General features: G+C 64.9%; 16 protein-coding genes, 2 tRNA genes and 1 pseudogene. 11 read left to right on the top strand and 8 right to left on the bottom strand.

Annotation, left to right across the window (positions count from 1 at the left end; translation table 11 throughout):
• Positions 1 to 762: 762 nt before the first annotated feature.
• The 8 genes from LXN01_RS13000 to rpmH all read right to left on the bottom strand — a co-directional run bounded on the left by LXN01_RS13000 (position 763) and on the right by rpmH (position 6092).
• A complete protein-coding gene (locus LXN01_RS13000; RefSeq protein WP_236865831.1) occupies positions 763 to 1914 on the bottom strand; it encodes a ParB/RepB/Spo0J family partition protein in 1152 nt (383 codons plus the stop codon).
• Positions 1907 to 2806, bottom strand: coding sequence for a ParA family protein (locus LXN01_RS12995; protein ID WP_236865830.1), 900 nt, complete (start codon positions 2804 to 2806; stop codon positions 1907 to 1909). The genes LXN01_RS13000 and LXN01_RS12995 overlap by 8 nt, the downstream gene beginning before the upstream one ends.
• 205 nt (positions 2807 to 3011) lie before the next feature.
• Positions 3012 to 3659, bottom strand: coding sequence for a 16S rRNA (guanine(527)-N(7))-methyltransferase RsmG (rsmG, locus tag LXN01_RS12990; protein ID WP_236865828.1), 648 nt, complete (start codon positions 3657 to 3659; stop codon positions 3012 to 3014).
• Positions 3656 to 4174: a Jag family protein gene (locus tag LXN01_RS12985; protein WP_236865826.1), complete on the bottom strand. Its 519-nt coding sequence runs from the start codon at positions 4172 to 4174 to the stop codon at positions 3656 to 3658. Before LXN01_RS12985 ends, rsmG begins: the two co-directional genes overlap by 4 nt.
• Positions 4175 to 4190: 16 nt before the next feature.
• A complete protein-coding gene (gene yidC / locus LXN01_RS12980; RefSeq protein WP_236865824.1) occupies positions 4191 to 5153 on the bottom strand; it encodes a membrane protein insertase YidC in 963 nt (320 codons plus the stop codon).
• On the bottom strand, positions 5154 to 5468 hold the full coding sequence (gene yidD / locus LXN01_RS12975) for a membrane protein insertion efficiency factor YidD (protein WP_236865822.1): 315 nt from the start codon (positions 5466 to 5468) through the stop codon (positions 5154 to 5156).
• A gap of 145 nt (positions 5469 to 5613) precedes the next feature.
• Positions 5614 to 5952 (bottom strand): ribonuclease P protein component, encoded by a 339-nt coding sequence (gene rnpA / locus LXN01_RS12970; protein WP_236865820.1) that lies wholly within the window; start codon positions 5950 to 5952, stop codon positions 5614 to 5616.
• Positions 5953 to 5954: 2 nt separating this feature from the next.
• Positions 5955 to 6092 carry a 50S ribosomal protein L34 gene (gene rpmH / locus LXN01_RS12965; RefSeq protein ID WP_236865818.1) on the bottom strand — a complete coding sequence of 46 codons (138 nt, stop codon included), beginning with the start codon at positions 6090 to 6092 and terminating at the stop codon, positions 5955 to 5957.
• A gap of 569 nt (positions 6093 to 6661) precedes the next feature.
• Between rpmH and dnaA the strand changes: the two genes are divergently transcribed.
• The 11 genes and pseudogenes from dnaA to LXN01_RS12910 form a co-directional block, all read left to right on the top strand.
• The gene (gene dnaA, locus LXN01_RS12960) at positions 6662 to 8215 is read left to right on the top strand and encodes a chromosomal replication initiator protein DnaA (protein ID WP_425547648.1); all 1554 of its coding nucleotides are present in this window, start codon (positions 6662 to 6664) and stop codon (positions 8213 to 8215) included.
• A gap of 525 nt (positions 8216 to 8740) precedes the next feature.
• Complete coding sequence (dnaN, locus tag LXN01_RS12955; protein WP_236865814.1) at positions 8741 to 9886, top strand: DNA polymerase III subunit beta; 1146 nt, start codon at positions 8741 to 8743, stop codon at positions 9884 to 9886.
• Entirely contained in the window at positions 9886 to 11064 is a 1179-nt protein-coding gene (gene recF / locus LXN01_RS12950) for a DNA replication/repair protein RecF (protein ID WP_236865812.1), read from the top strand. Before dnaN ends, recF begins: the two co-directional genes overlap by 1 nt.
• On the top strand, positions 11048 to 11566 hold the full coding sequence (locus LXN01_RS12945) for a DciA family protein (RefSeq protein ID WP_236865810.1): 519 nt from the start codon (positions 11048 to 11050) through the stop codon (positions 11564 to 11566). The genes recF and LXN01_RS12945 overlap by 17 nt, the downstream gene beginning before the upstream one ends.
• Positions 11559 to 12320, top strand: a complete 762-nt coding sequence (locus LXN01_RS12940) for a M50 family metallopeptidase (RefSeq protein ID WP_236865808.1) — start codon at positions 11559 to 11561, stop codon at positions 12318 to 12320. The genes LXN01_RS12945 and LXN01_RS12940 overlap by 8 nt, the downstream gene beginning before the upstream one ends.
• 196 nt (positions 12321 to 12516) lie before the next feature.
• Positions 12517 to 14514: a DNA topoisomerase (ATP-hydrolyzing) subunit B gene (gene gyrB / locus LXN01_RS12935; protein WP_236865806.1), complete on the top strand. Its 1998-nt coding sequence runs from the start codon at positions 12517 to 12519 to the stop codon at positions 14512 to 14514.
• A 154-nt stretch (positions 14515 to 14668) separates the two neighbouring features.
• Entirely contained in the window at positions 14669 to 17281 is a 2613-nt protein-coding gene (gene gyrA, locus LXN01_RS12930) for a DNA gyrase subunit A (RefSeq protein WP_236865867.1), read from the top strand.
• Positions 17274 to 18101 (top strand): DUF3566 domain-containing protein, encoded by an 828-nt coding sequence (locus tag LXN01_RS16415; protein WP_236865804.1) that lies wholly within the window; start codon positions 17274 to 17276, stop codon positions 18099 to 18101. Before gyrA ends, LXN01_RS16415 begins: the two co-directional genes overlap by 8 nt.
• A gap of 138 nt (positions 18102 to 18239) precedes the next feature.
• Positions 18240 to 18313, top strand: a tRNA-Ile gene (locus LXN01_RS12920).
• Positions 18314 to 18475: 162 nt separating this feature from the next.
• A tRNA-Ala gene (locus tag LXN01_RS12915) sits at positions 18476 to 18548 on the top strand.
• Positions 18549 to 18841: 293 nt separating this feature from the next.
• Positions 18842 to 20086 (top strand): annotated as a pseudogene (locus LXN01_RS12910) (nitric-oxide reductase large subunit); the annotation flags it as partial.

Below are 20086 nucleotides of genomic sequence, written 5' to 3'. Positions count from 1 at the left end.
CCGTTTCACGTGAAACATTGCTCCGACGGCCGTGGGCGCCATTTTCGGTACAGATAGTTGTCCGGAAGCGTGGCTTTCCCGCGTTCCGCAGTGCTCTTCCGGAAGTCGGCCAGCCCCGAACGCACTATCCTTCCCGGGAAACAGTGATCACGATCTATTGGTCGCCGGTGCGAACATCGAGGCAACTCCGGACCCGAACCGATTCGCAGGCATTCGGCATTCGACCAGCACCAGAATTCGATCAGTGGTCGGAACAAGACTATGCTCTCGCTACGCTGCCGTACTGTGCAGCCACCTTGGCAGCACGAACTCGGCCTCGCCTAGACGACTGGCAGCTGAAAGCGCGTGTGTGGGTCGACCAGGAACGCACGAATCAAAGGAGGCGCTGGTTTCACGTGAAACATGAGCGGCTGTGGTGGTGGTGTCGTCGTTTCACGTGGAACATCCTCGCTCTGGTGAACAGCATATCGAGTGAACTCGGGAATTCTGGCCACGGTCTCGCCGGTACGACCCCGCTGTACGGGCACGTTGCGGGGGATAGAGCATGGATCGGCCAGGCGCCAACTAAAGTGCCGGGACGTGATCCGGGCCGAAAGGCTGGTCTCCCAATCGAGCCGTTACCTCGCCTACGTCGCCAGAGGAAGAAGCGAAGTCATAGAAACACTTCTCGGGATCACCCCGGTGAAGTCCTCAGCCTGGTCTTCGAGCAGCTGCCTACCCGTTAAGGCCGGCTGCAGTGGCTTGCGCCAACGGCCGGTCGAACTATGACGTCCCTGCAACAAGTCCGAGGGTATCCAGGATCCGTTTGAGGTCGTCTTCATTCGCAAATTCGACGCTGATCTTGCCCTTGTTCTTGCCCATTGTGATATTGACTCTGGTATCCAGACGGTCACCGATGGTTCGAGCAATCGAAGCGAACTCAGGGTTGTAAGGACGGACTTCTCGTGATCCGCGCTGCTTTTCGCCGTTGTTCATCAAGACCACGGCTTCTTCGGTTGCGCGCACCGACAGACCTTCAGCCACCACGCGCTGCGCCAAGACCTCCATCTGCGCACCGTCGATCAGGCCGAGAATCGCGCGCGCATGGCCCTGCGAGATCACGCCGGCAGCAACACGTCGTTGAACGAGTGGAGGGAGCTTCAACAGCCTCAAGGTGTTGGTGATCTGTGGACGTGATCGGCCGATCCGTTCGGACAGTTCCTCCTGTGTGCACTGGAAGTCGTCGAGCAGCTGACGATAGGCAGCCGCCTCCTCAAGGGGATTCAGGTCCACGCGATGCAGGTTCTCCAACAGCGCGTCGCGCAGGAGGTCTGTCTCAGGAACTTCACGAATGATGGCCGGAATAGCCTCCATACCCGCTTCTTTGGAAGCACGGAGACGACGTTCGCCCATAATCAGCTCGTAAGTCGGAGCTGAGGAGTCTACAACCCTGACCACAATGGGCTGAAGGACCCCGACCTCCTTAATGGAATGAACCAATTCCTCAAGGGCGTCCTCGTCGAAGATGCTTCGGGGCTGCTTCGGATTGGCTCGAATTGACTCCACTTCGATCAAACCGAATGCGGTACCCGGGACCGACTTCAGATCCGTTTCACGTGAAACATCCCCAGATCCAGAAGAGCCGGCTTCAGCTGTTTCGGCCGTCTGCTCAGTCGCGCCCTGCGCGATGTGGTCCCGACTGCCAGGTCCCTCTTGCTTCTTCCCACCGTTCTTCTTCTGAGTGTGCGCTCGGCGCATGTTTGCGGCGGGATCGCGGGCAAGCCGCGACGCAGCCGTCTCTCGACCGCTTCCCGAAGCGGTGTCCTCCGACGTCGACTGGGAAGGGAAGAAGACATCAACAGGGCGATCCTCGCTGACTACGTCGGGGATCAACGCGCCCAGTCCCCGTCCCAGTCCCCGTCTCTTCTCAGCCATTCCTCTGTGCTCCTCTGTGTGCGATCTCCTCGGCCGCCTCACGGTATGAGAGTGCTCCGGAAGAATTGGGTTCGTAAGTGATCACGGTCTGGCGATAGCTGGGCGCTTCGGAGATCCGCACTGATCTCGGAATCGCCACATTGAGCACCTCCTGCGGAAAATGCGCTCTCACATCCTCGGCGACCTGCGAGCTCAGGTTGGTACGTCCGTCGAACATGGTGAGCAGGATCGTGCTCACCGATAGCGCCGGGTTGAGGTGCTTCTGGATCAGTTGAATATTGTTCAACAGCTGACTGAGGCCCTCCAGAGCGTAATACTCGCACTGGATCGGAATGAGCACTTCGTTGGCTGCAACGAAGGCGTTGACCGTGAGCAATCCCAGACTCGGCGGGCAATCGATGATCACATAGTCGACGCGGTCTCCTGCTCCATCTCGCTCTCGCAGATAGTCGGCAAGGGCGTTGTGGAGGCGCCGTTCCCGCGCCACAAGCGACACCAGCTCGATCTCTGCGCCGGCGAGGTCGATCGTCGCCGGGACGACCTGCAGATGATCGAAGTCGGGGCACTGTGCCACTGCTTCGGCCATGGGCATCTCATCGATGAGCACGTCGTAGATGCTGTTGACATCAGTAGAATGCTCGATTCCCAACGCTGTGCTCGCGTTTCCCTGGGGATCGATATCGATCACGAGAATCGACAGACCCTGGTTCGCAAGAGCAGCAGCGATGTTGACGGCGGTAGTCGTCTTGCCGACGCCACCTTTCTGATTTGCCACGGTGAAGATCCGGGTCGACTCCGGCCGGGGAAATGTAGTCGTCGCGAGGCGCTGCGCACGGCGAGTATCGCGCGCGATTTCCGCCCCGAGCGGAGTCGACTCGTCCATAATCGGCATAGTGCACGCTCCGTCCTGGGAATAGTAGTCCCCTGAGAGTCTAACCAGCGGCCGGGGAAGTTTCACGTGAAACACCCGCATCCGGCGAACATCACTGAACTTATATGTTCTATTGCTGTTCTAATCAGAGGGGAGCAGGTTGGGCGTCCAAACCTGCCCGGGACATGATGTGCATCCGACGAATGAACACGATGTACCTCAACTCTCAGTGCCGCACCAATTCTGCGACACGAGTCGGAACTTCCAGCGGGGGAGACCCCAATTCACGTACCGTCGGCTGATTGAGCTTAGCCCTTCGAATCTGCTTCCTCGCCTTGACAATCTCGTCCTCGACGGAGGCTCCCTTCAGCGCGAGCAGCCGGCCCCGAGGTCCGAGCACTGGTGCACACCATTCGATGAGCACAGCCAAGGACTTCACGGCGCGTGCCGTCACCACGGTGAAGACCTCTTCGTCGACAAGGTCCTCGACTCGCGCCCGCACGATCCGAACGTTGTCCAGCCCCAGGTCGTCGACGACCATTGTCAGCCAGTCGACGCGACGCTCCATCGGCTCGACCAGCACATAGCGCGCAGCGGGTTGTGCGAGAGCCAGGGGAATCCCGGGCAGCCCCGCGCCCGAGCCGATGTCCCCGACGACATCGTCAGGGGAGATCAGTTCAGCGACGACCGCGCAGTTGAGGATGTGACGGGTCCACAGCCGCGGCAGCTCCCGCGGGCCCAGCAGTCCCCATTCAACGCCCGTGGTCGCCAGATGGTGCGCATAACGGCGGGCGATCTCGATCCGATCCCCGAACAGCTCCGCAGCGAAGAGCGGCTCCGGTTCGACCTCGGCAAGGATCTCCTGGTCAGTCACTGTGCCCTGATGACCACCCGGCGGCGGTCACCCTCTCCTTCTGACTCCGAACTCAGGCCGGCCTTCGCAACTTCGTCGTGAACCACCTTCCGCTCGAAGGAGTTCATCGGAGCACATTCGAAGACCTCGCCAGTCGACCTGACCGTCTCGATAGCCTTCCGCGCTTGCTCCCGAAGGTCTTCCTTGCGCCGGTCGCGGTAGCCGTCGATGTCCAGCATCAGCCACGAACGCTGGCCGGTACTCGTCTGCACCGCCAGGCGGGTGAGTTCCTGCAGAGCGTTGAGAACCTTGCCGTCCGGGCCGACGAGGGCGGACAGGTTGGAGTCGTCATCGTCGCAGACGATGGCGACTTCGGCCCGCCCATCGGCCACGTCGATATCAATATCGCCGTCCACGTCCGCAATGTCGAGCAGCTCTTCGAGGTAGTCAGCGGCGATCTCGCCCTCCTCCTCGAGCAGCTGGGCCCGAGTGGGCTTGATCTCCTCGACCGCCTCGGTCTCGGTGTTCTCAGTCATCGAAGTCGGTGTCCTCTTACTTCTTCTTCTTTTTCTTCTTCTGACGAGCCTTGCTCACCGGCTGCTGGCGCTGGCCGGCTGCGGGGGCAGGCTCGGGCTGCGGCGCCATCTCGATCGGCTTCGATCCGGGCAGGGCCGTCTTGCCCTTCTTCGCACGACGCTCCATGAGTTCCTTCTCAGCCTTGGAGCCAGGTGACGGCATGTTGCGAATCACGATGAACTGCTGAGCCATGGTCCAGAAGTTGGAGACCAGCCAGTAGACCAGAACGCCGAGCGGGAAGTAGATGCCGCCGATCGCGAACACGACGGGCATCAGATAGAGCATCATCTTCTGCTGCTGCATGAACGGGTTGTTCAGCGCAGCTTCCGACATGTTCTTCGTCATCATCTGCTTCTGCGTGATGAACTGCGACGCGCCCATGATGATGATGAGGACTGCTGTGAGCGCCTTGACCCCGATGCCGTCGCTCATGAAGGTTGCCTGCAGCGGAATGCCGAGGATCGTCGCGGCGTCGGCAGACATCGCCAGTTCGCGCGTCAGGCCGCCGATCGGTTCGATCGTGCCGGCAGCGATGCCATGCGTGTTGTTGATGACCCGGAACAGAGAAAGGAAGATCGGGATCTGGACCAGCAGCGGCAGACACGACGCCCATGGGTTCGTGCCGTGCTGCTTGAACAGCGCCATCTGCTCTTCAGCCATGGCCTGGCGCGAGAACTGATCCTTCTTGCCCTTGTACTTGGCCTGCAGGCGCTGAATATCAGGCTGGATCAGCTGCATCTTGCGCTGCGCCTTGATCTGGTACACGAAGAGCGGAATCAGCACTGCGCGGACCACGATCGTCAGACCCGCAATGGACAGGATCCACGTCCACCCGCTTCCACCATCCATGCCGAGAGTGGTGAAGATTTGATGGAAGATCGCGAGGATCCATGCCACTACCCACTGCAGGGGCAGCAGCAGTGTGTCTATCCAGCCCATTCAGTCTCTCCTCGACCGCGAGGATCGGCGGTCATCCGTGTTCGTATCTCGGTACATTGTGCCATCTTTGCCTGTGGCCCGAATCGCCTCGCTCCTGCGGGCCATGAGGGAGCCGGGCACATAGTCGACTCCGCCGGAGGAGAAGGGATTGCACCGGAGAACGCGCCAGGCAGCGAGCGCCGTTCCCACTGCGGCACCCTTCGTCTCGAAGGCGTCCAAGGCGTATTTCGAGCAGCTCGGATAGTAGCGGCAGACATCTCCGTAGAGCGGAGAGATAATCAGGCGGTACAGCCGCATGAACCAGACGAACGGCATGCGCGGAGCAATCCTGAGCGCGTGCAGCACGCGAGGTCCCGGATCCGACGGCCACGGCGGCAGGGACGAAGGGGTGTTCTCCCCGTGTCTCATCGCCTGGCTCCATCAGTCGGTGGTCCGCACTTCACGGCGGTTATTGCGCTTCTCATGGCCGCGCCTTCTGCAGCAGCCGGTCGACGGAGGCTTCCAACTGGCCGAATTCTGCCCCCGCAGCTGCGGGAAGTGCCCGGATGACGATCATCTCTCCGTCATCGAGCTCAGCCAGGCGGGCGTAGACGATGTTGCGCAGCCGTCGCTTCACCCTGTTCCTCACCACCGCGTTGCCAACGGCTTTGGAAACGACGAATCCCACGCGCGCGGCGTGGGATTCGTCCGTGCTGAGCAGGTAATGGATCACCAGTTGCTTCGACCCGACCTTGCGGCCAGTGCGGAAGACACGTCGAAAATCTTCGCCGCGATGAATCCGGTTCCTGCCGGGGAGCACGATCAGGCAGACAGTGCGCTGCGACCCTTGCGGCGACGCGAGGACAGGATGGCGCGCCCTGCACGGGTGCGCATCCGAAGGCGGAAGCCGTGGGTCTTGGACCGCTTGCGATTGCTGGGCTGGAAAGTACGCTTGCTCACTTCGGTTCTCCGATTATCTGTCGTTGCTGGTGCGGGCAGCACCAAGCTGCTTTCGCAATTCATGATCGACCACGCGGCCGGACATTCCTGCGACTGAAGGCCGTGGGGAAGTTACTCACAACTCAGGTGGGCCCGCAACACAGGACACCCCAGTTTAGGCGGGGCACGGGATGAGGGTCAAACTGTGGTATCGCTGCCTTCCTGGGCAGGTGCCTGCGCTTTCCCGCTGGTCATCTTCACCGCTGTGCATCTTCGCCCCGATGAGCCCTTTCCTACGGAAGAGTGAACTCCGGTTGAACGTCGTCGTACTCCCGTCAGCTTCCGGACGACAGTTATTCACATTTCGGCATAAACAGGCGGGTCCACAACTCACATCGGTGTGATTTCCACACCTTTCTCCACCGATGTGGATGATTTCGGGGTCGGCGTGGTCCATCTCCACAAACTGTGGAAAACTGTGTGGAACCCCAAACTGTCGTTTTCCACAGATGTGCGCGACTAACCGGAACGGAGGACCTGTGAGTCAAACCAGCCAGCAGGATGACCTGTACGAGATCTGGCAGGTCGTCCTGTCCAATCTTCTCAACGACCCGACGATCACAGCCCATCAGAAGGGCTTCCTGACCCTTGCCGTGCCGAAGGCTCTGGTGGAGGGCCAGCTCGTCGTCCTCTCCGTGCGCAATGAACTCACCCGCACGACGCTGGAGACCCACCTGCGCGAACCGCTCGCCCGGGAGTTCTCCAAAACGCTCGGCCAGGACGTGACGTTCGCGATCGCGGTCGAACCCGGTCTCGACGTTCCAGTCCAGCTTCCGCACGAGCACGCCACGGAAACCCCTCGTCCCGCTCCCGAGGCGTCGCCCGCCTACCAGCAGCCGCCCGCCTACCAGCAACCGGCCGCTGCAGAGAATCGTCATCCCGAGCAGCCACCGACCGCGGGCTGGGCCCCGGCCGACTCGTACGCCCCGACTCCTGCCGCGCCGGCTGCCGGGCCGGCGTTCCCGCCCGCCCCCGCAGCTCCGGCAACGCCGGGAACTCAACCCGCCCCTGCAGCCGACGGCGTCGAGGGCAGCATCTCCCAGCTCAACTCCAAGTACACCTTCGACGCCTTCGTCATCGGCGCGTCGAACCGCTTCGCCCATGCAGCGGCGTTCGCCGTCGCCGAATCCCCGGCGAAGGCCTACAACCCGCTGTTCATCTACGGCGACTCCGGACTGGGCAAGACCCACCTGCTCCACGCCATCGGCCACTACGCGATGCAGCTGTACCCCAATATCCGGGTCCGCTACGTGTCGAGCGAGGAATTCGTCAACGACTTCATCAACACCATCGGCTCCTCCGCCACCTCCAACGCCCTGCGGCCGGCATTCCAGCGCCGGTACCGAGAAGTCGACATCCTCATGATCGATGACATCCAGTTCCTGCAGGGCAAGGACGCCACGGTGGAAGAGTTCTTCCACACATTCAATGCACTGCACAACGAGCACAAGCAGGTCGTGATCACCTCCGATCAGCCGCCGAAGATGCTCAAGGGCTTCGAGGAGCGCTTGCGCTCCCGGTTCGAGTGGGGCCTGCTGACCGACGTGCAGCCGCCGGATCTGGAGACCCGATTCGCGATTCTGCGGAACAAGGCAGCCGGGGACCATCTGCCCGTCCCCGACGACGTGCTCGAGTACATCGCCTCGCGCATCTCCTCGAACATCCGCGAGCTCGAGGGCGCACTCATCCGAGTGACGGCCTTCGCCAATCTCAACGATCAGCCGATCGAAGTCGGACTGGCGGAGACAGTCCTCAAGGACTTCATCACCCAGGACGACACCCCGGAGATCACCGCAGCCGACATCATGGGGCAGACGGCGGCCTACTTCGGACTCACCCTCGATGACCTGTGCGGCGCGAGCAGGTCCCGCACGCTCACCACAGCCCGGCAGATCGCCATGTATCTGTGCCGCGAGCTCACGGACCTGTCGCTGCCCAAGATCGGCCAGGCGTTCGGCGGGCGCGACCACACGACAGTGATGCACGCCAACAAGAAGATTCGAACGCAGATGGCCGAGCGCCGGGCGCTCTACACCCAGGTCACCGAACTCACAAATCGCATCAAACAACAGCATCGGCTGTGATTCGCGATATGCACACCTGTGGAAAACCCTGTGGGCAACGCTGGTCAGCCTGGGTACCCACCGGTGCACGGCTCTCACGCTGCCGGTGGACTCGTGTGTAAATACATGACTGTAACTCACACGTCTCCACTGCGAGGTCATCAGAACTCCACACATTGTCCACCGCACCGAATGCCCTGTCGGGCCGATCAGATCTCGATGACATCGATGTAGTTCCACAGTTTCCACAGGTGCTGTTACTACTGCTTCTGATTACAAGAGAAGATATCCAGCACCGCTGATCGCCCTGCTCGGCTCGACTCTCGCAATCACGCGACCAGTCCCGGGCACCAGCGGGCTTTCGAGCACGAATCGAACAGCCGGCCGAAATGCCCCGGTTGTCGGGTCTTCACACCCCGGGGCTGCGGCCGTACACGAGCACAAATCCAGCGCTGAGGGGGATTCGCCACGCCGGTGGGCGGTGTGTAAAGTTGCAATTCGCCAGGAGCGCTCTGTGCGCACGAGGATTTCAACCGCAGGAGAGTCGTGAACGCTGAGTCCGCACAAGCCGTGAAGTTCAAGGTCGAACGCGATGTGCTGGCAGAAGCCGTCACCTGGACCACCAAGACTCTTCCGCAGCGGCCGGCAGTTCCCGTGCTCACCGGCATCCTCGTCACTGCCCAGGCCGAAGGAGTCGTGCAGCTGGCCGTCTTCGACTACGAGGTCTCCTCCCGCGTCGAGATCGCCGCCGAGGTGGAGGCGCCCGGCACCTTCCTCGTCTCCGGAAGGCTGCTCGCGGACATCGCGAAGGCCCTGCCCAACCAGCCCGTCACCCTCGAGCTCAACAGCAACAAGGTCGACCTCACCTGCGGCTCCTCCCGGTTCTCCCTGATGACGATGCCGGTCGAGGAGTACCCGGCGCTGCCCGCAGTCCCGGAGACCTCCGGCGTCGTCTCCTCCGGCGACTTCTCCCATTCGGTGGGCCAGGTCAGCATCGCAACGTCCAAGGACGAGACCCTCCCGATCCTCACCAGCGTCCGAGTCGAGATCGAGGGTGACACCGTCACCCTGCTGGCCACCGACCGCTACCGCCTGGCGGTCCGTGAATTCAGCTGGAATCCGCGGCAGCCGGACATCTCCGCAAGCGCGCTCGTCAGGGGTCGAACCCTCTCCGACGCAGCCAAGGCGATGGGTGGCAACGTCGAGATCTCGCTGGCCAATTCCGGCGGCAAGGAGATGCTCGCCTTCTCCTCCGCCGGCAGGGTCACGACCTCTCTCCTGGTCGAGGGCGACTACCCGAAGGTGCGCTCGCTGTTCCCCAAGGAAGTCCCGATCCACGCGGTGCTGGAGACCGGCGCTGTGCGCGAAGCCGTGCGCCGTGTGTCCCTCGTCGCCGAGCGGAACACCCCCATCAAATTCGAGTTCGCCGACGGTGCGCTGACGCTGCGGGCCGGCGCCGGCGACGACGCCCAGGCCAGCGAAGCACTGCCGGTCGAGCTCCACGGCGAAGACATCACGACGGGCTTCAATCCGAACTTCATCTCCGAAGGCCTGGCTGCGATCGACTCCCCCTTCGTCCGCTTCTCGATGACCGAGCCCAAGAAGCCGGTCGTCATCTCCGGACAGCAGGAGATCGACGGCGAGTACGATCCTTCGTACCGCTATCTGCTCATGCCCATCATCAGGTTCTGATGTGGGTCTCGCGACTGTCGCTGCGTGATTTCCGCTCCTACGTCTCACTCGACGTCGAACTGAGCGCGGGCGTCACGACGTTCGTCGCACCGAACGGCTCCGGCAAGACCAACCTCGTCGAGGCCCTCGGCTACCTGTCGGCGCTGCGCTCCCACCGCGTCTCCCAGGATCTGCCGCTGGTCCGGCACGCCACGGAGCAGGCCACGGTCTCCGCGCTCGCCCACCGGGGACAGCGGCAGGTCACCGTCGAGGTCACGATCAAGGCCCGAGGCGCCAACCGATCGCGGGTCAACCGTCAGCCGGTCCGGGTTCGCGAGATCATCGGGCTGCTGCCCAGTGTCGTCTTCGCTCCCGAGGATCTCAGCCTGGTTCGCGGTGAGCCGGGCGACCGTCGCGACTTCCTCGACACGCTCCTCGTGGGCCGCCAGCCGCGCTTCGCCGGCGTCATCGCGGATTTCGAGCGCGCGCTCAGGCAGCGCAACGCCCTGCTCAAGAGTCTCCGCGCCGAGCCGAACCCGGCCCTCGAGGCGACCCTGGACATCTGGGACCAGGCCTTCGCCGAGGCGGCCGCCCAGCTCGTCATCGGACGTCGCGCACTGCTCGCCGATCTTCGCGAACCGCTGGCCGAGAACTTCGCCTATGTCGCCGCCGAGGCGCGCACCGAACGCCGGCAGGCCACCGCCGAGTACTCCTCGCGCATCGATTACACAGGGGTCACCTCGACCGCTGACGCCCGGGATGTCATCGTCGAGGCGCTGCTGGCCCGGCGGCGCCCGGAGACCGAGCGCGGGCTGACTCTGGTCGGCCCCCAGCGCGATGACGTGCTGCTGTCGATCGGCGCGGTGCCGGCCAAAGGGTACGCCTCCCACGGGGAGAGCTGGTCGCTTGCGCTCGCACTGCGGCTGGCGGGCTGGGAGCTGCTGCGCGGTGACTCGGACGATCCGGCCGACCAGCCCGTGCTCATCCTCGACGACGTGTTCGCCGAGCTCGACGCAGGGCGCAGGCGCAGACTGGCCGCGAAAGTCGTCGACGCGGAGCAGGTGCTCATCACCGCCGCTGTCGCCGGAGACGTGCCCGAGGAGCTGTCGGCCACGATCGTCGACCTCCTCGGCCTGGGCGGCCAGGCCCTCGACGCTCACGAGGACGAGCAGGGAGTCGACGATGCCGCAGGCCGGTGACCTCGACGCCGTACCGGTCGCCGCTCTCGAGGCGCTCGACCGGGTGCGGCGGATGGCCGATTCCGAGTTCCGCCCGATCTACCGCGGACCGCGCCGGAATGTCGCCGGCCCGGTGGAACCGGTGTACAGCGGGACCGGCGCCGACCCCCGCGATCCCCAGCCGCTGCGCACCGGCCTGGAGACCGTCGCGCAGAAGCACGGCTGGGGCACCTCGCTGGAGGTCGGGGCGGTCATCGGCCGATGGCACGATCTGGTCGGGCCGCACGTGGCCGCACATTGTTCTCCCGAGAAGTTCGAACCTCCCGTCCTGGTCGTGCGGGCATCATCGACGACATGGGCAACTCAGCTGCGGATCATGACGAGAGACCTGCTCGACCGTCTGGAGCGAGAGCTCGGCTCCCGCGTCGTCGAGGAGCTCACGATCCTCGGCCCGACTCAGCGGTCATGGAAGCACGGTCGGCGCAGCGTGGCCGGGCGCGGACCGCGGGACACCTATGGATAGGGTGACGGTCCTGGCCGGGGACGGCGTGACGGTTCTCGATGGTGCACAGCGGATGATCGAGCAGGCCACCTCGGCGACCGCCCTGCCGGAATCGCCGCTGCTGCTGGTCGCGATCGCCCTCGCCGTCGCGCTGGTGCTCGTCGTCCCGCGCGCAATCTGGAGCATCTCCGGCCACGTCGTCACCATCGTCCACGAGCTGGGACACGGGTTCGCCGGACTCCTCACCGGACGCCGATCGGTGAGCATTCGGCTGTCGGGCAACCATGCCGGCGTGACGACGTCCAAGGGGACGGCCGCCTCGGTCCCGTGGACGACCTTCTGGGGCTATCCGGTTCCCGCACTGGTGGGAGCCGCGCTGGTGCTGGCCGGGATGTCCGGCTGGGCAGGGGCGGCGCTGGCGGCAGCCACCGCGATCCTGCTGCTGTCCCTGCTGTTCATGCGCGGCATCCTCGCCTGGCTGCTGACTCCGCTGACGGTGCTGCTCGCCGCAGTCCTGCTGGCGGCGGCTCCCGACCCCTGGCTGAGCAGCACCGTCGTCGGGATCGGCATCTTCCTGGTGTGCGGGGCGGTGCGGGCGCTGGTCAACCTGGTCCGCGGTCACCTGCGCGGACGCACCCACGACAGCGACGCCCGGCTGCTGGCGCAGGCCACCCGGGTGCCCGCCGGCGTCTGGCTGCTGCTGTTCGCGGTGCTCATCGGGGGTGCCGCACTGGTGTCCGGGTGGGCGGTCGCCTCGGCGATCCCCGGGCTGTGATCTCGCGCGGGCCCGACCTGTGACCTCCGAACGCGAAATCAGCCCTGCAGCGGACTGGAACCCCTGCGGACAGGGCGCGGTACGTCTGCGCCGGTGAAATCGGGAAATAAGGCGCATTCTGAGCCGGGCAAGGCCATGTTCCGAGCTGTCACGGGGTAAGATTGAGACTGATTTCTGCCCAGAGAGAAGGAGCCCTATGACTGTCGAGGAGAACCGACACTATGATGCCGGTGATATCACCGTTCTTGAAGGCCTCGAGGCGGTTCGCAAACGTCCCGGCATGTACATCGGCTCCACCTCGGAGCGTGGACTCCACCACCTCGTCTACGAGATCGTCGACAACTCGGTCGACGAGGCACTCGCCGGGTACTGCTCCCAGATCGACGTGACGCTGCTGGCCGACGGCGGCGTGCGCGTCTCCGACGACGGCCGCGGCATCCCCGTCGCCATGCACCCGTCCGAGGGCGTGCCGACCCTGCAGGTGGTGCTCACCATCCTGCACGCCGGCGGCAAGTTCGGCGGCAACGGCTATGCGGTCTCCGGCGGCCTGCACGGTGTGGGCTCCTCGGTCGTCAACGCGCTCTCCCAGCGGCTCGAGGCCGAGGTGCACCGCGACGGCAGCGTGTGGCGCCAGCATTACCGGCGCGGTGCGCCCATGAGTGAGGTCGTCCAGGGCGAGGCGACCGACCGGACCGGCACCACCATCACCTTCTGGCCGGACGAGGAGATCTTCGACACCACCGAGTTCTCCTACGAGGTGCTGCGCGGCCGCTTCCAGCAGATGTCCTTCCTCAACAAGGGCCTGCGGATCACGCTGCGCGATGAGCGGGTCGAGGAAGTCGATGACGAGGACGTGCAGCTCGACGCCGAGGACTCGGGCGTCTCCAAGCCGCGCGAGGTCAGCTACAAGTACGACCACGGCCTGCTCGACTACGTCCACTACCTCAACTCCTCGAAGAAGACGGACCTGATCAACGAGGAGATCATCGCGTTCGAGTCGGAGGACACCGAGCAGAAGATCGCCCTCGAGGTCGCCATGCAGTGGACGAACGGCTACAACGAATCCGTCCACACCTATGCCAACACCATCAACACCCATGAGGGCGGCGCGCATGAGGAGGGCTTCCGAACGGCGCTGACGTGGCTGATCAATCAGTACGCCCGGGATCAGAAGCTGCTGCGCGAGAAGGACGCCAACCTCACGGGCGAGGACATCCGCGAGGGACTGACCGCGGTGGTGAGCATCAAGCTCGGCGAACCGCAGTTCGAGGGCCAGACCAAGACCAAGCTCGGCAACTCCGAGGCCAAGACCTACGTCCAGCGGGTCGTCCGCGACGAGCTCGGCCACTGGATGGAGTCCAACCCCAACCAGGCCAAGGAGATCGTGCGGAAGGCGATCCAGGCCTCCCAGGCCCGGATGGCCGCCCGGAAGGCGCGCGAGGCCACCCGCCGCAAGGGCCTCCTCGAATCGGGCGGCATGCCCGGCAAGCTGCGCGACTGCCAGTCCAAGGACCCCGCGGTGTCGGAGATCTTCATCGTCGAGGGCGATTCGGCCGGCGGTTCGGCCGTGCAGGGCCGCGACGCGATCCACCAGGCGATCCTGCCGCTGCGCGGCAAGATACTCAATGTGGAGAAGGCCCGGCTCGACCGCGCGCTCGGCAACCAGGAGATCCAGTCGCTCATCACCGCCTTCGGCACGGGGATCGGCGAGGAGTTCGACATCAGCAGGCTCCGCTACCACAAGATCGTGCTGATGGCCGACGCGGACGTCGACGGCCAGCACATCGCGACCCTGCTGCTGACGCTGATCTTCCGCTACATGCGGCCCCTCGTCGAGCACGGCTACGTCTACATGGCCACCCCTCCGCTGTACCGCCTCAAGTGGAGCAATTCCGCGCACGAGTACGCGTACTCGGACCGGGAGCGCGACGCGCTGCTCCGGGAGGGCAAGGCGAACGGCAAGCGCCTGCCCAAGGATCAGGCCATCCAGCGCTACAAAGGTCTGGGCGAGATGAACTACGAGGAGTTGTGGGACACGACGATGAACCCGGAGAAGCGGCTGCTCAAGCAGGTCACCCTGGACGACGCGGCGCAGGCGGAGGAGATCTTCACGGTGCTGATGGGCGAGGACGTCGAATCCCGGCGCCGCTTCATCCAGGAGAACGCCAAGGATGTCCGGTTCCTCGACATCTGACCGGGACCCTCTCCGCGCATTGTGCGACCGCAGGACCGGCGGCAGCTGCGCAGGAGAGTATTCCTGGTTCTAGCCCCAATCGAATACTGACTGATACACGGATATCAGCGAGGACTAAGAGGTAAGCAGACAAGTGGCCGACGACACCGAGAACATTCAGCCAGACGGCACCGGGGACACCGGAGGCGCCGAGGAGACCGTGGTCGCCTCGCGCGTGGAGCAGGTCGACCTGAACCTGGAGATGCAGCGGTCGTACCTCGACTACGCGATGAGCGTGATCGTGGGACGCGCCCTGCCCGACGTCCGCGACGGACTCAAGCCCGTGCACCGGCGCGTGCTCTACGCGATGTACGACGGCGGCTACCGCCCGGAGCGCTCCTTCAACAAGTGCTCGCGCGTCGTCGGCGACGTGATGGGTCAGTACCACCCGCACGGCGACACCGCGATCTATGATGCGCTGGTCCGCCTCGTGCAGCCGTGGACGATGCGCTACCCGCTGATCTCCGGACAGGGCAACTTCGGCTCGGCCGGTGACGACGGTGCCGCCGCCCCGCGGTACACCGAGTGCAAGATGGCACCGCTGGCCATGGAGATGGTCCGGGACATCGAAGAGGACACGGTCGACTTCCAGGACAACTACGACGGCCGCAACCGGGAGCCGGTCTACCTCCCGGCCCGGTTCCCGAACCTGCTCGTCAACGGCTCGGCCGGCATCGCCGTCGGCATGGCCACCAACATCCCGCCGCACAACCTGCGGGAGGTCGCCGCAGGGGCGCAGTGGCTGCTGCAGCATCCGGAGGCCGGCAAGGACGAGGCGCTCGAGGCGCTGCTGGGGATCATCAAAGGCCCCGACTTCCCCGGCGGAGCGACGATCCTCGGCCGCAAGGGCATCGAGGACATGTACCGCACCGGGCGCGGCTCGGTCACGCAGCGCGCCGTCGTCGAGGTCGAGGAGATCCAGGGCCGCACCTGCCTGGTCGTCAGCGAGCTGCCCTACATGGTCAACCCTGACAGCCTTGCGGCGAAGATCGCCTCCTACGTCAAGGACGGCAAGGTCCCCGGCATCGCGGACATGCGCGACGAATCGTCCGGCCGGACCGGCCAGCGCCTGGTGATCGTGCTCAAGCGCGATGCGGTCGCCAAGGTCGTGCTCAACAACCTGTACAAGCACACCCAGCTGCAGGACAACTTCTCGGCGAACATGCTGGCGCTGGTCGACAATGTGCCGCGCACGCTCAGCCTCGACTCCTTCCTGCGGCTGTGGGTCCGCCACCAGATCGAGGTCATCGTCCGGCGTACCCGCTTCCGGCTGCGCAAGGCCGAGGAGCGCGCTCACATCCTGCGCGGATACCTCAAGGCGCTCAACGCGCTCGACGAGGTCATCGCCCTGATCCGCCGCTCGCCGTCCTCCGAGGAGGCCCGGGTCGGCCTGATGGAGCTGCTCGACGTCGACGAGGTGCAGGCCAACGCGATCCTCGACCTGCAGCTGCGCCGGCTCGCCGCCCTCGAACGGCTCAAGATCGAGGAGGAGGCCGCTCGCCTCGAGGAGCTCATCAAGGAGTACAACCACATCCTGGAGACCCCCGCCCGCCAGCGGGAGATCGTCTCAGAGGAGCTCGATGAGATCGTGGAGCGGTTCGGCGACGACCGCCGGTCCCGGATCCTCGCCGGCTACGACGGCGACATGTCGATCGAGGACCTCATCCCCGAGGAGGAGGTCGTCGTCACGATCACCCGCGGCGGCTATGCCAAGCGGACCCAGTCGGCGCTCTACCGCGCCCAGCACCGCGGCGGCAAGGGCATCACCGGCGCCAAGCTGCGCGGCGACGACGTGGTCGACCACTTCTTCGTCACCTCGACCCACAACTGGCTGCTGTTCTTCACCAACACCGGCCGGGTCTACCGGGCCAAGGCCTACGAGCTGCCGGAGGGCTCGCGCGACGCCAAGGGCCAGCACGTGGCGAACCTGCTGGCGCTGCAGCCCGGGGAGACCATCGCCGAGGTGCTCTCGATCAGCGACTACGAAGAGCAGGACTATCTGGTGCTGGCCACCAAGAGCGGCCTGATCAAGAAGACCCGGCTGGTCGAATACGACTCGAACCGGACCGGCGGCGTGATCGCCGTCAACCTGCGCCAGCTGGCCGACGGACAGCCCGACGAGCTGGTGTCGGCCCGCCTGGTCAGCGCCGAGGACCACCTGCTGCTCGTCTCCCGCAAGGGGATGTCCATCCGCTTCAAGGCCGACGACGCGACGATCCGCGCCACCGGACGCGCAACCTCGGGTGTGGCCGGCATGAGGTTCAAGGCCGACGACGAGCTGCTGACGATGGATGTCATCACGCCGGGGACCTACGTCTTCGTCGTCACGGAGGCCGGCTTCGCCAAGCGCACTCCGATCGAGGAGTACCGGCTGCAGGGCCGCGGCGGCTACGGTATCAAGGTCGCCAAGATCACCGAGCAGCGCGGCGATCTGGTGGGCGGTCTCATCGTGTCCGAGGGCGAGGAGGTGCTCGTCGTGATGGAGCGCGGCAAGGTCGTGCGATCCGTGATCGACGAGGTGCCCGCCACCGGCCGCAACACGATGGGTGTGGTGTTTGCCAAGCCTGGGAAGAACGACCGTATCATTGCGGTAACCCGCGGCCCGGAGACGGTCGTGGAAGACGAGGCGCAGACGCCGGTGGACGAAGAGACTGTGGAGGCTGCAGTCGAAGCGCTCGACCCGAGTGATCCGGCGTCGAAGAGCGAAGGTGAAGACAGCAGTGAGTGACAACGACCAGAAGTCCGGCAAAGTCATCCGGGCCTCCTCCGGATCCACTCGTCTGACGGCGGGTGGCGGCGGGCCGCAGCCCACTACCGAGGCGCCCCGCACCCAGGCGCCACCCGTGGGCTCCGGCCCGGCGGGCGCCTCGGGCTCCGGTGGAGGCGCCGACCGCGCCGCGACTTCCGGTCACACCGCTGCGGCGAGCCCGGCTGCTCCGGCCGCTCCGCGGACCGCTGCGCCCACGGCCCCCACCGGTCGGCCACCCGGCGGCTCCCCCGCCACGGGCGGCCAGACCGGCAGCGGGCCCACGAGCGTCTCCTCCGGGGGGACGCGGCTGAGCGCCGGGTCGGGAACCCAGCGGATGTCAGCCGCGCGGCCGGACGACCCGGCGGCGGCGGTCGGCAGCGGCCCCGTGCGGGCCTCCTCCGGCGGAGTGAAGATCGGCGACAAGGCGAAGAAGAGGGGTCCGCGGACCGTTCGGCTGACCGTCGCCAAGCTCGACCCCTGGTCGGTCATGAAGATGTCCTTCCTGCTGTCGGTGGCGATCGGCATCGCCACCGTGGTCGCCGCCCTGGTGCTGTGGCTGGTGCTGCAGGCCACGGGCACTCTGAGCAGCATGCAGAGCACGCTGGCGGAGATCGCCGGCACGGAGGGCGCGGATCAGATCCTCGGGCTGTTCAGCCTGGGCCGCATGCTGTCCTTCTCGGTCCTCCTGGCACTGGTCAACGTCGTGCTGATCACCGCGCTGTCGACGCTGTTCGCATTCCTCTACAACATCGGCGCCTCGATCGTCGGCGGCTTCCACCTGACGCTGACCGACGACTGAGCTGCGGTTCTGAGCTCCTGCTCGGGGTGTCATGCCCGTTCGGGATCATCAGGGACGAGGGATGGATCACTGTCGGCCGCACCGGTTTTGCGCAGCGGGCGGGATCTGGCTATAGTTGATTTTCGGTTCATCCCATTGGGGCCTATAGCTCAGGCGGTTAGAGCGCTTCGCTGATAACGAAGAGGTCAGAGGTTCAAGTCCTCTTAGGCCCACGGAACCACTGCGAACGGAGTTGACGTGAAGAAGTGGTGGACCGTGGCAGGACTGCTCTCCGCGGCAGCGGGAGTGTTCGCCGGACTGCGCAGCCGTCGGCAGCGCAATCATCAGAGATGGTCCGGCTACACGGACAGCGTGTAGGATCGGAGCACTCACTCGGGGGTATGGCGCAATTGGTAGCGCATCTGCTTTGCAAGCAGAGGGTTAGGGGTTCGAGTCCCCTTACCTCCACATTGAACAGCGGCCCTGCCTGGGAACAGGCAGGGCCGCTGTCGTCCTCTGCCGGACTTCCACGTCGATGGGGAGGACGCACGGCGAGCCGGCGGCGATCGGGATCATCACCACGCAGGGCTCACGCGGCCGGGCGGCGATCTCAGCAGCAGCGGCACCGGGAATGAACTGCAAGCGAACTTGGAGGAAAGCAAGAGTCTGTCGTTGACTCCATGAGAATTCCCTGTATAGCGTCGGGGTGTTGAGGACCGGTCTCCCCACCGCGTCGCCCCGAGATACAGAGGTTGGATCCCGTGAGCTTGAGCAAGCCAGGCGCTGGTCAGCGTTCGAAGTCGGAGATCGCAATCTCCAAAGGATGGGTGCAGGGCGTCGCGCTGGTGCTCATCTTCGGCTTCTTCGTGATGGGCGTTCTCGCCTACCGGACCTACACCCATTCGATGCCGCAGCCGGAGCAGGTGGTCAGCGAGCAGGGAGATGTGGTCTACACCGGCGAGGAGATCACCAGCGGTCAGAACGTGTTCCTGACCCGCGGCATCCAGCAGTACGGATCGGTTGTCGGACATGGTGCCTACCTCGGGCCCGACTACACGGCGGAGTACCTCCGGCTGAGCAGCGAGCACATCAACGATGAGCTCGAGCAGCAGGGAGTGCAGGAGCCCGCGGACGCCACTGCGGAGATGCAGCGGACCAACAGGTACGACGAGGAGTCCGGCGTCCTCGTCCTGACCGACGAGCAGATCAGCGCCTTCGAGGAGCTCAAGCAGTACTACGGCGAGTTCTTCGGCGAGCCGAGCACCGCCCACGGGCTGATCCCCAACGCGATCACCGACCCGCAGGACATCCACGACCTGACCGCCTTCTACGCCTGGACGGCGTGGGCGAGCGCCGCGGAACGACCCGGCCTGGACTACTCCTACACCAACAACTGGCCAGCGGAACCTCGCGTCGACAACCATCCGACCGCCGACATCCTGGTGTGGTCGGGGATCTCCCTGGTCGCGCTGCTGGCCGGCCTGGGCATCCTGTTCGCCGTCTACGGACGCTGGAGCTCCAACCTGGGCTGGAAGGGCAACGACACCTCGAGCCTGAGATTCCTGCAGCCCGGGGCTGTGGGGATCACGAAGGCCCAGCGCTCCACTGCGTGGTTCTTCCTCGTGGTCGCCCTGCTGTTCCTCATCCAGGCCACAGTGGGAGCATCCGTCGAGCACTACCGGGTGGAGATCCAGGGCTTCTTCGGCTTCGATCTGGCGCAGATCTTCCCGTTCAACCTCGCCCGAACCTGGCACGTCCAGCTGTCCCTGCTGTGGACCGCCGCCGCGTTCCTGGCCGCCGCCATCTTCCTCGCCCCGATCATCGCGGGCAGGGAGCCGCGAGGGCAGCATCTGCTGTCCTACGGCCTGCTGGGCGCGCTCGCGCTCGTGGTCGTCGGCATGTTCGGTGGCACCGCGATCAGCATCTACGGCCCGGACTGGGCCGAGGGCTCACCGCTCTTCTCCCAGCAGTGGGAGTACCTGGACTTGCCCCGCGTCTTCCAGATC

This window comes from Brevibacterium daeguense, from assembly GCF_021729135.1.
Lineage (GTDB): Bacteria > Actinomycetota > Actinomycetes > Actinomycetales > Brevibacteriaceae > Brevibacterium > Brevibacterium daeguense.
This window is presented reverse-complemented; position numbering and strand designations above follow the sequence as displayed.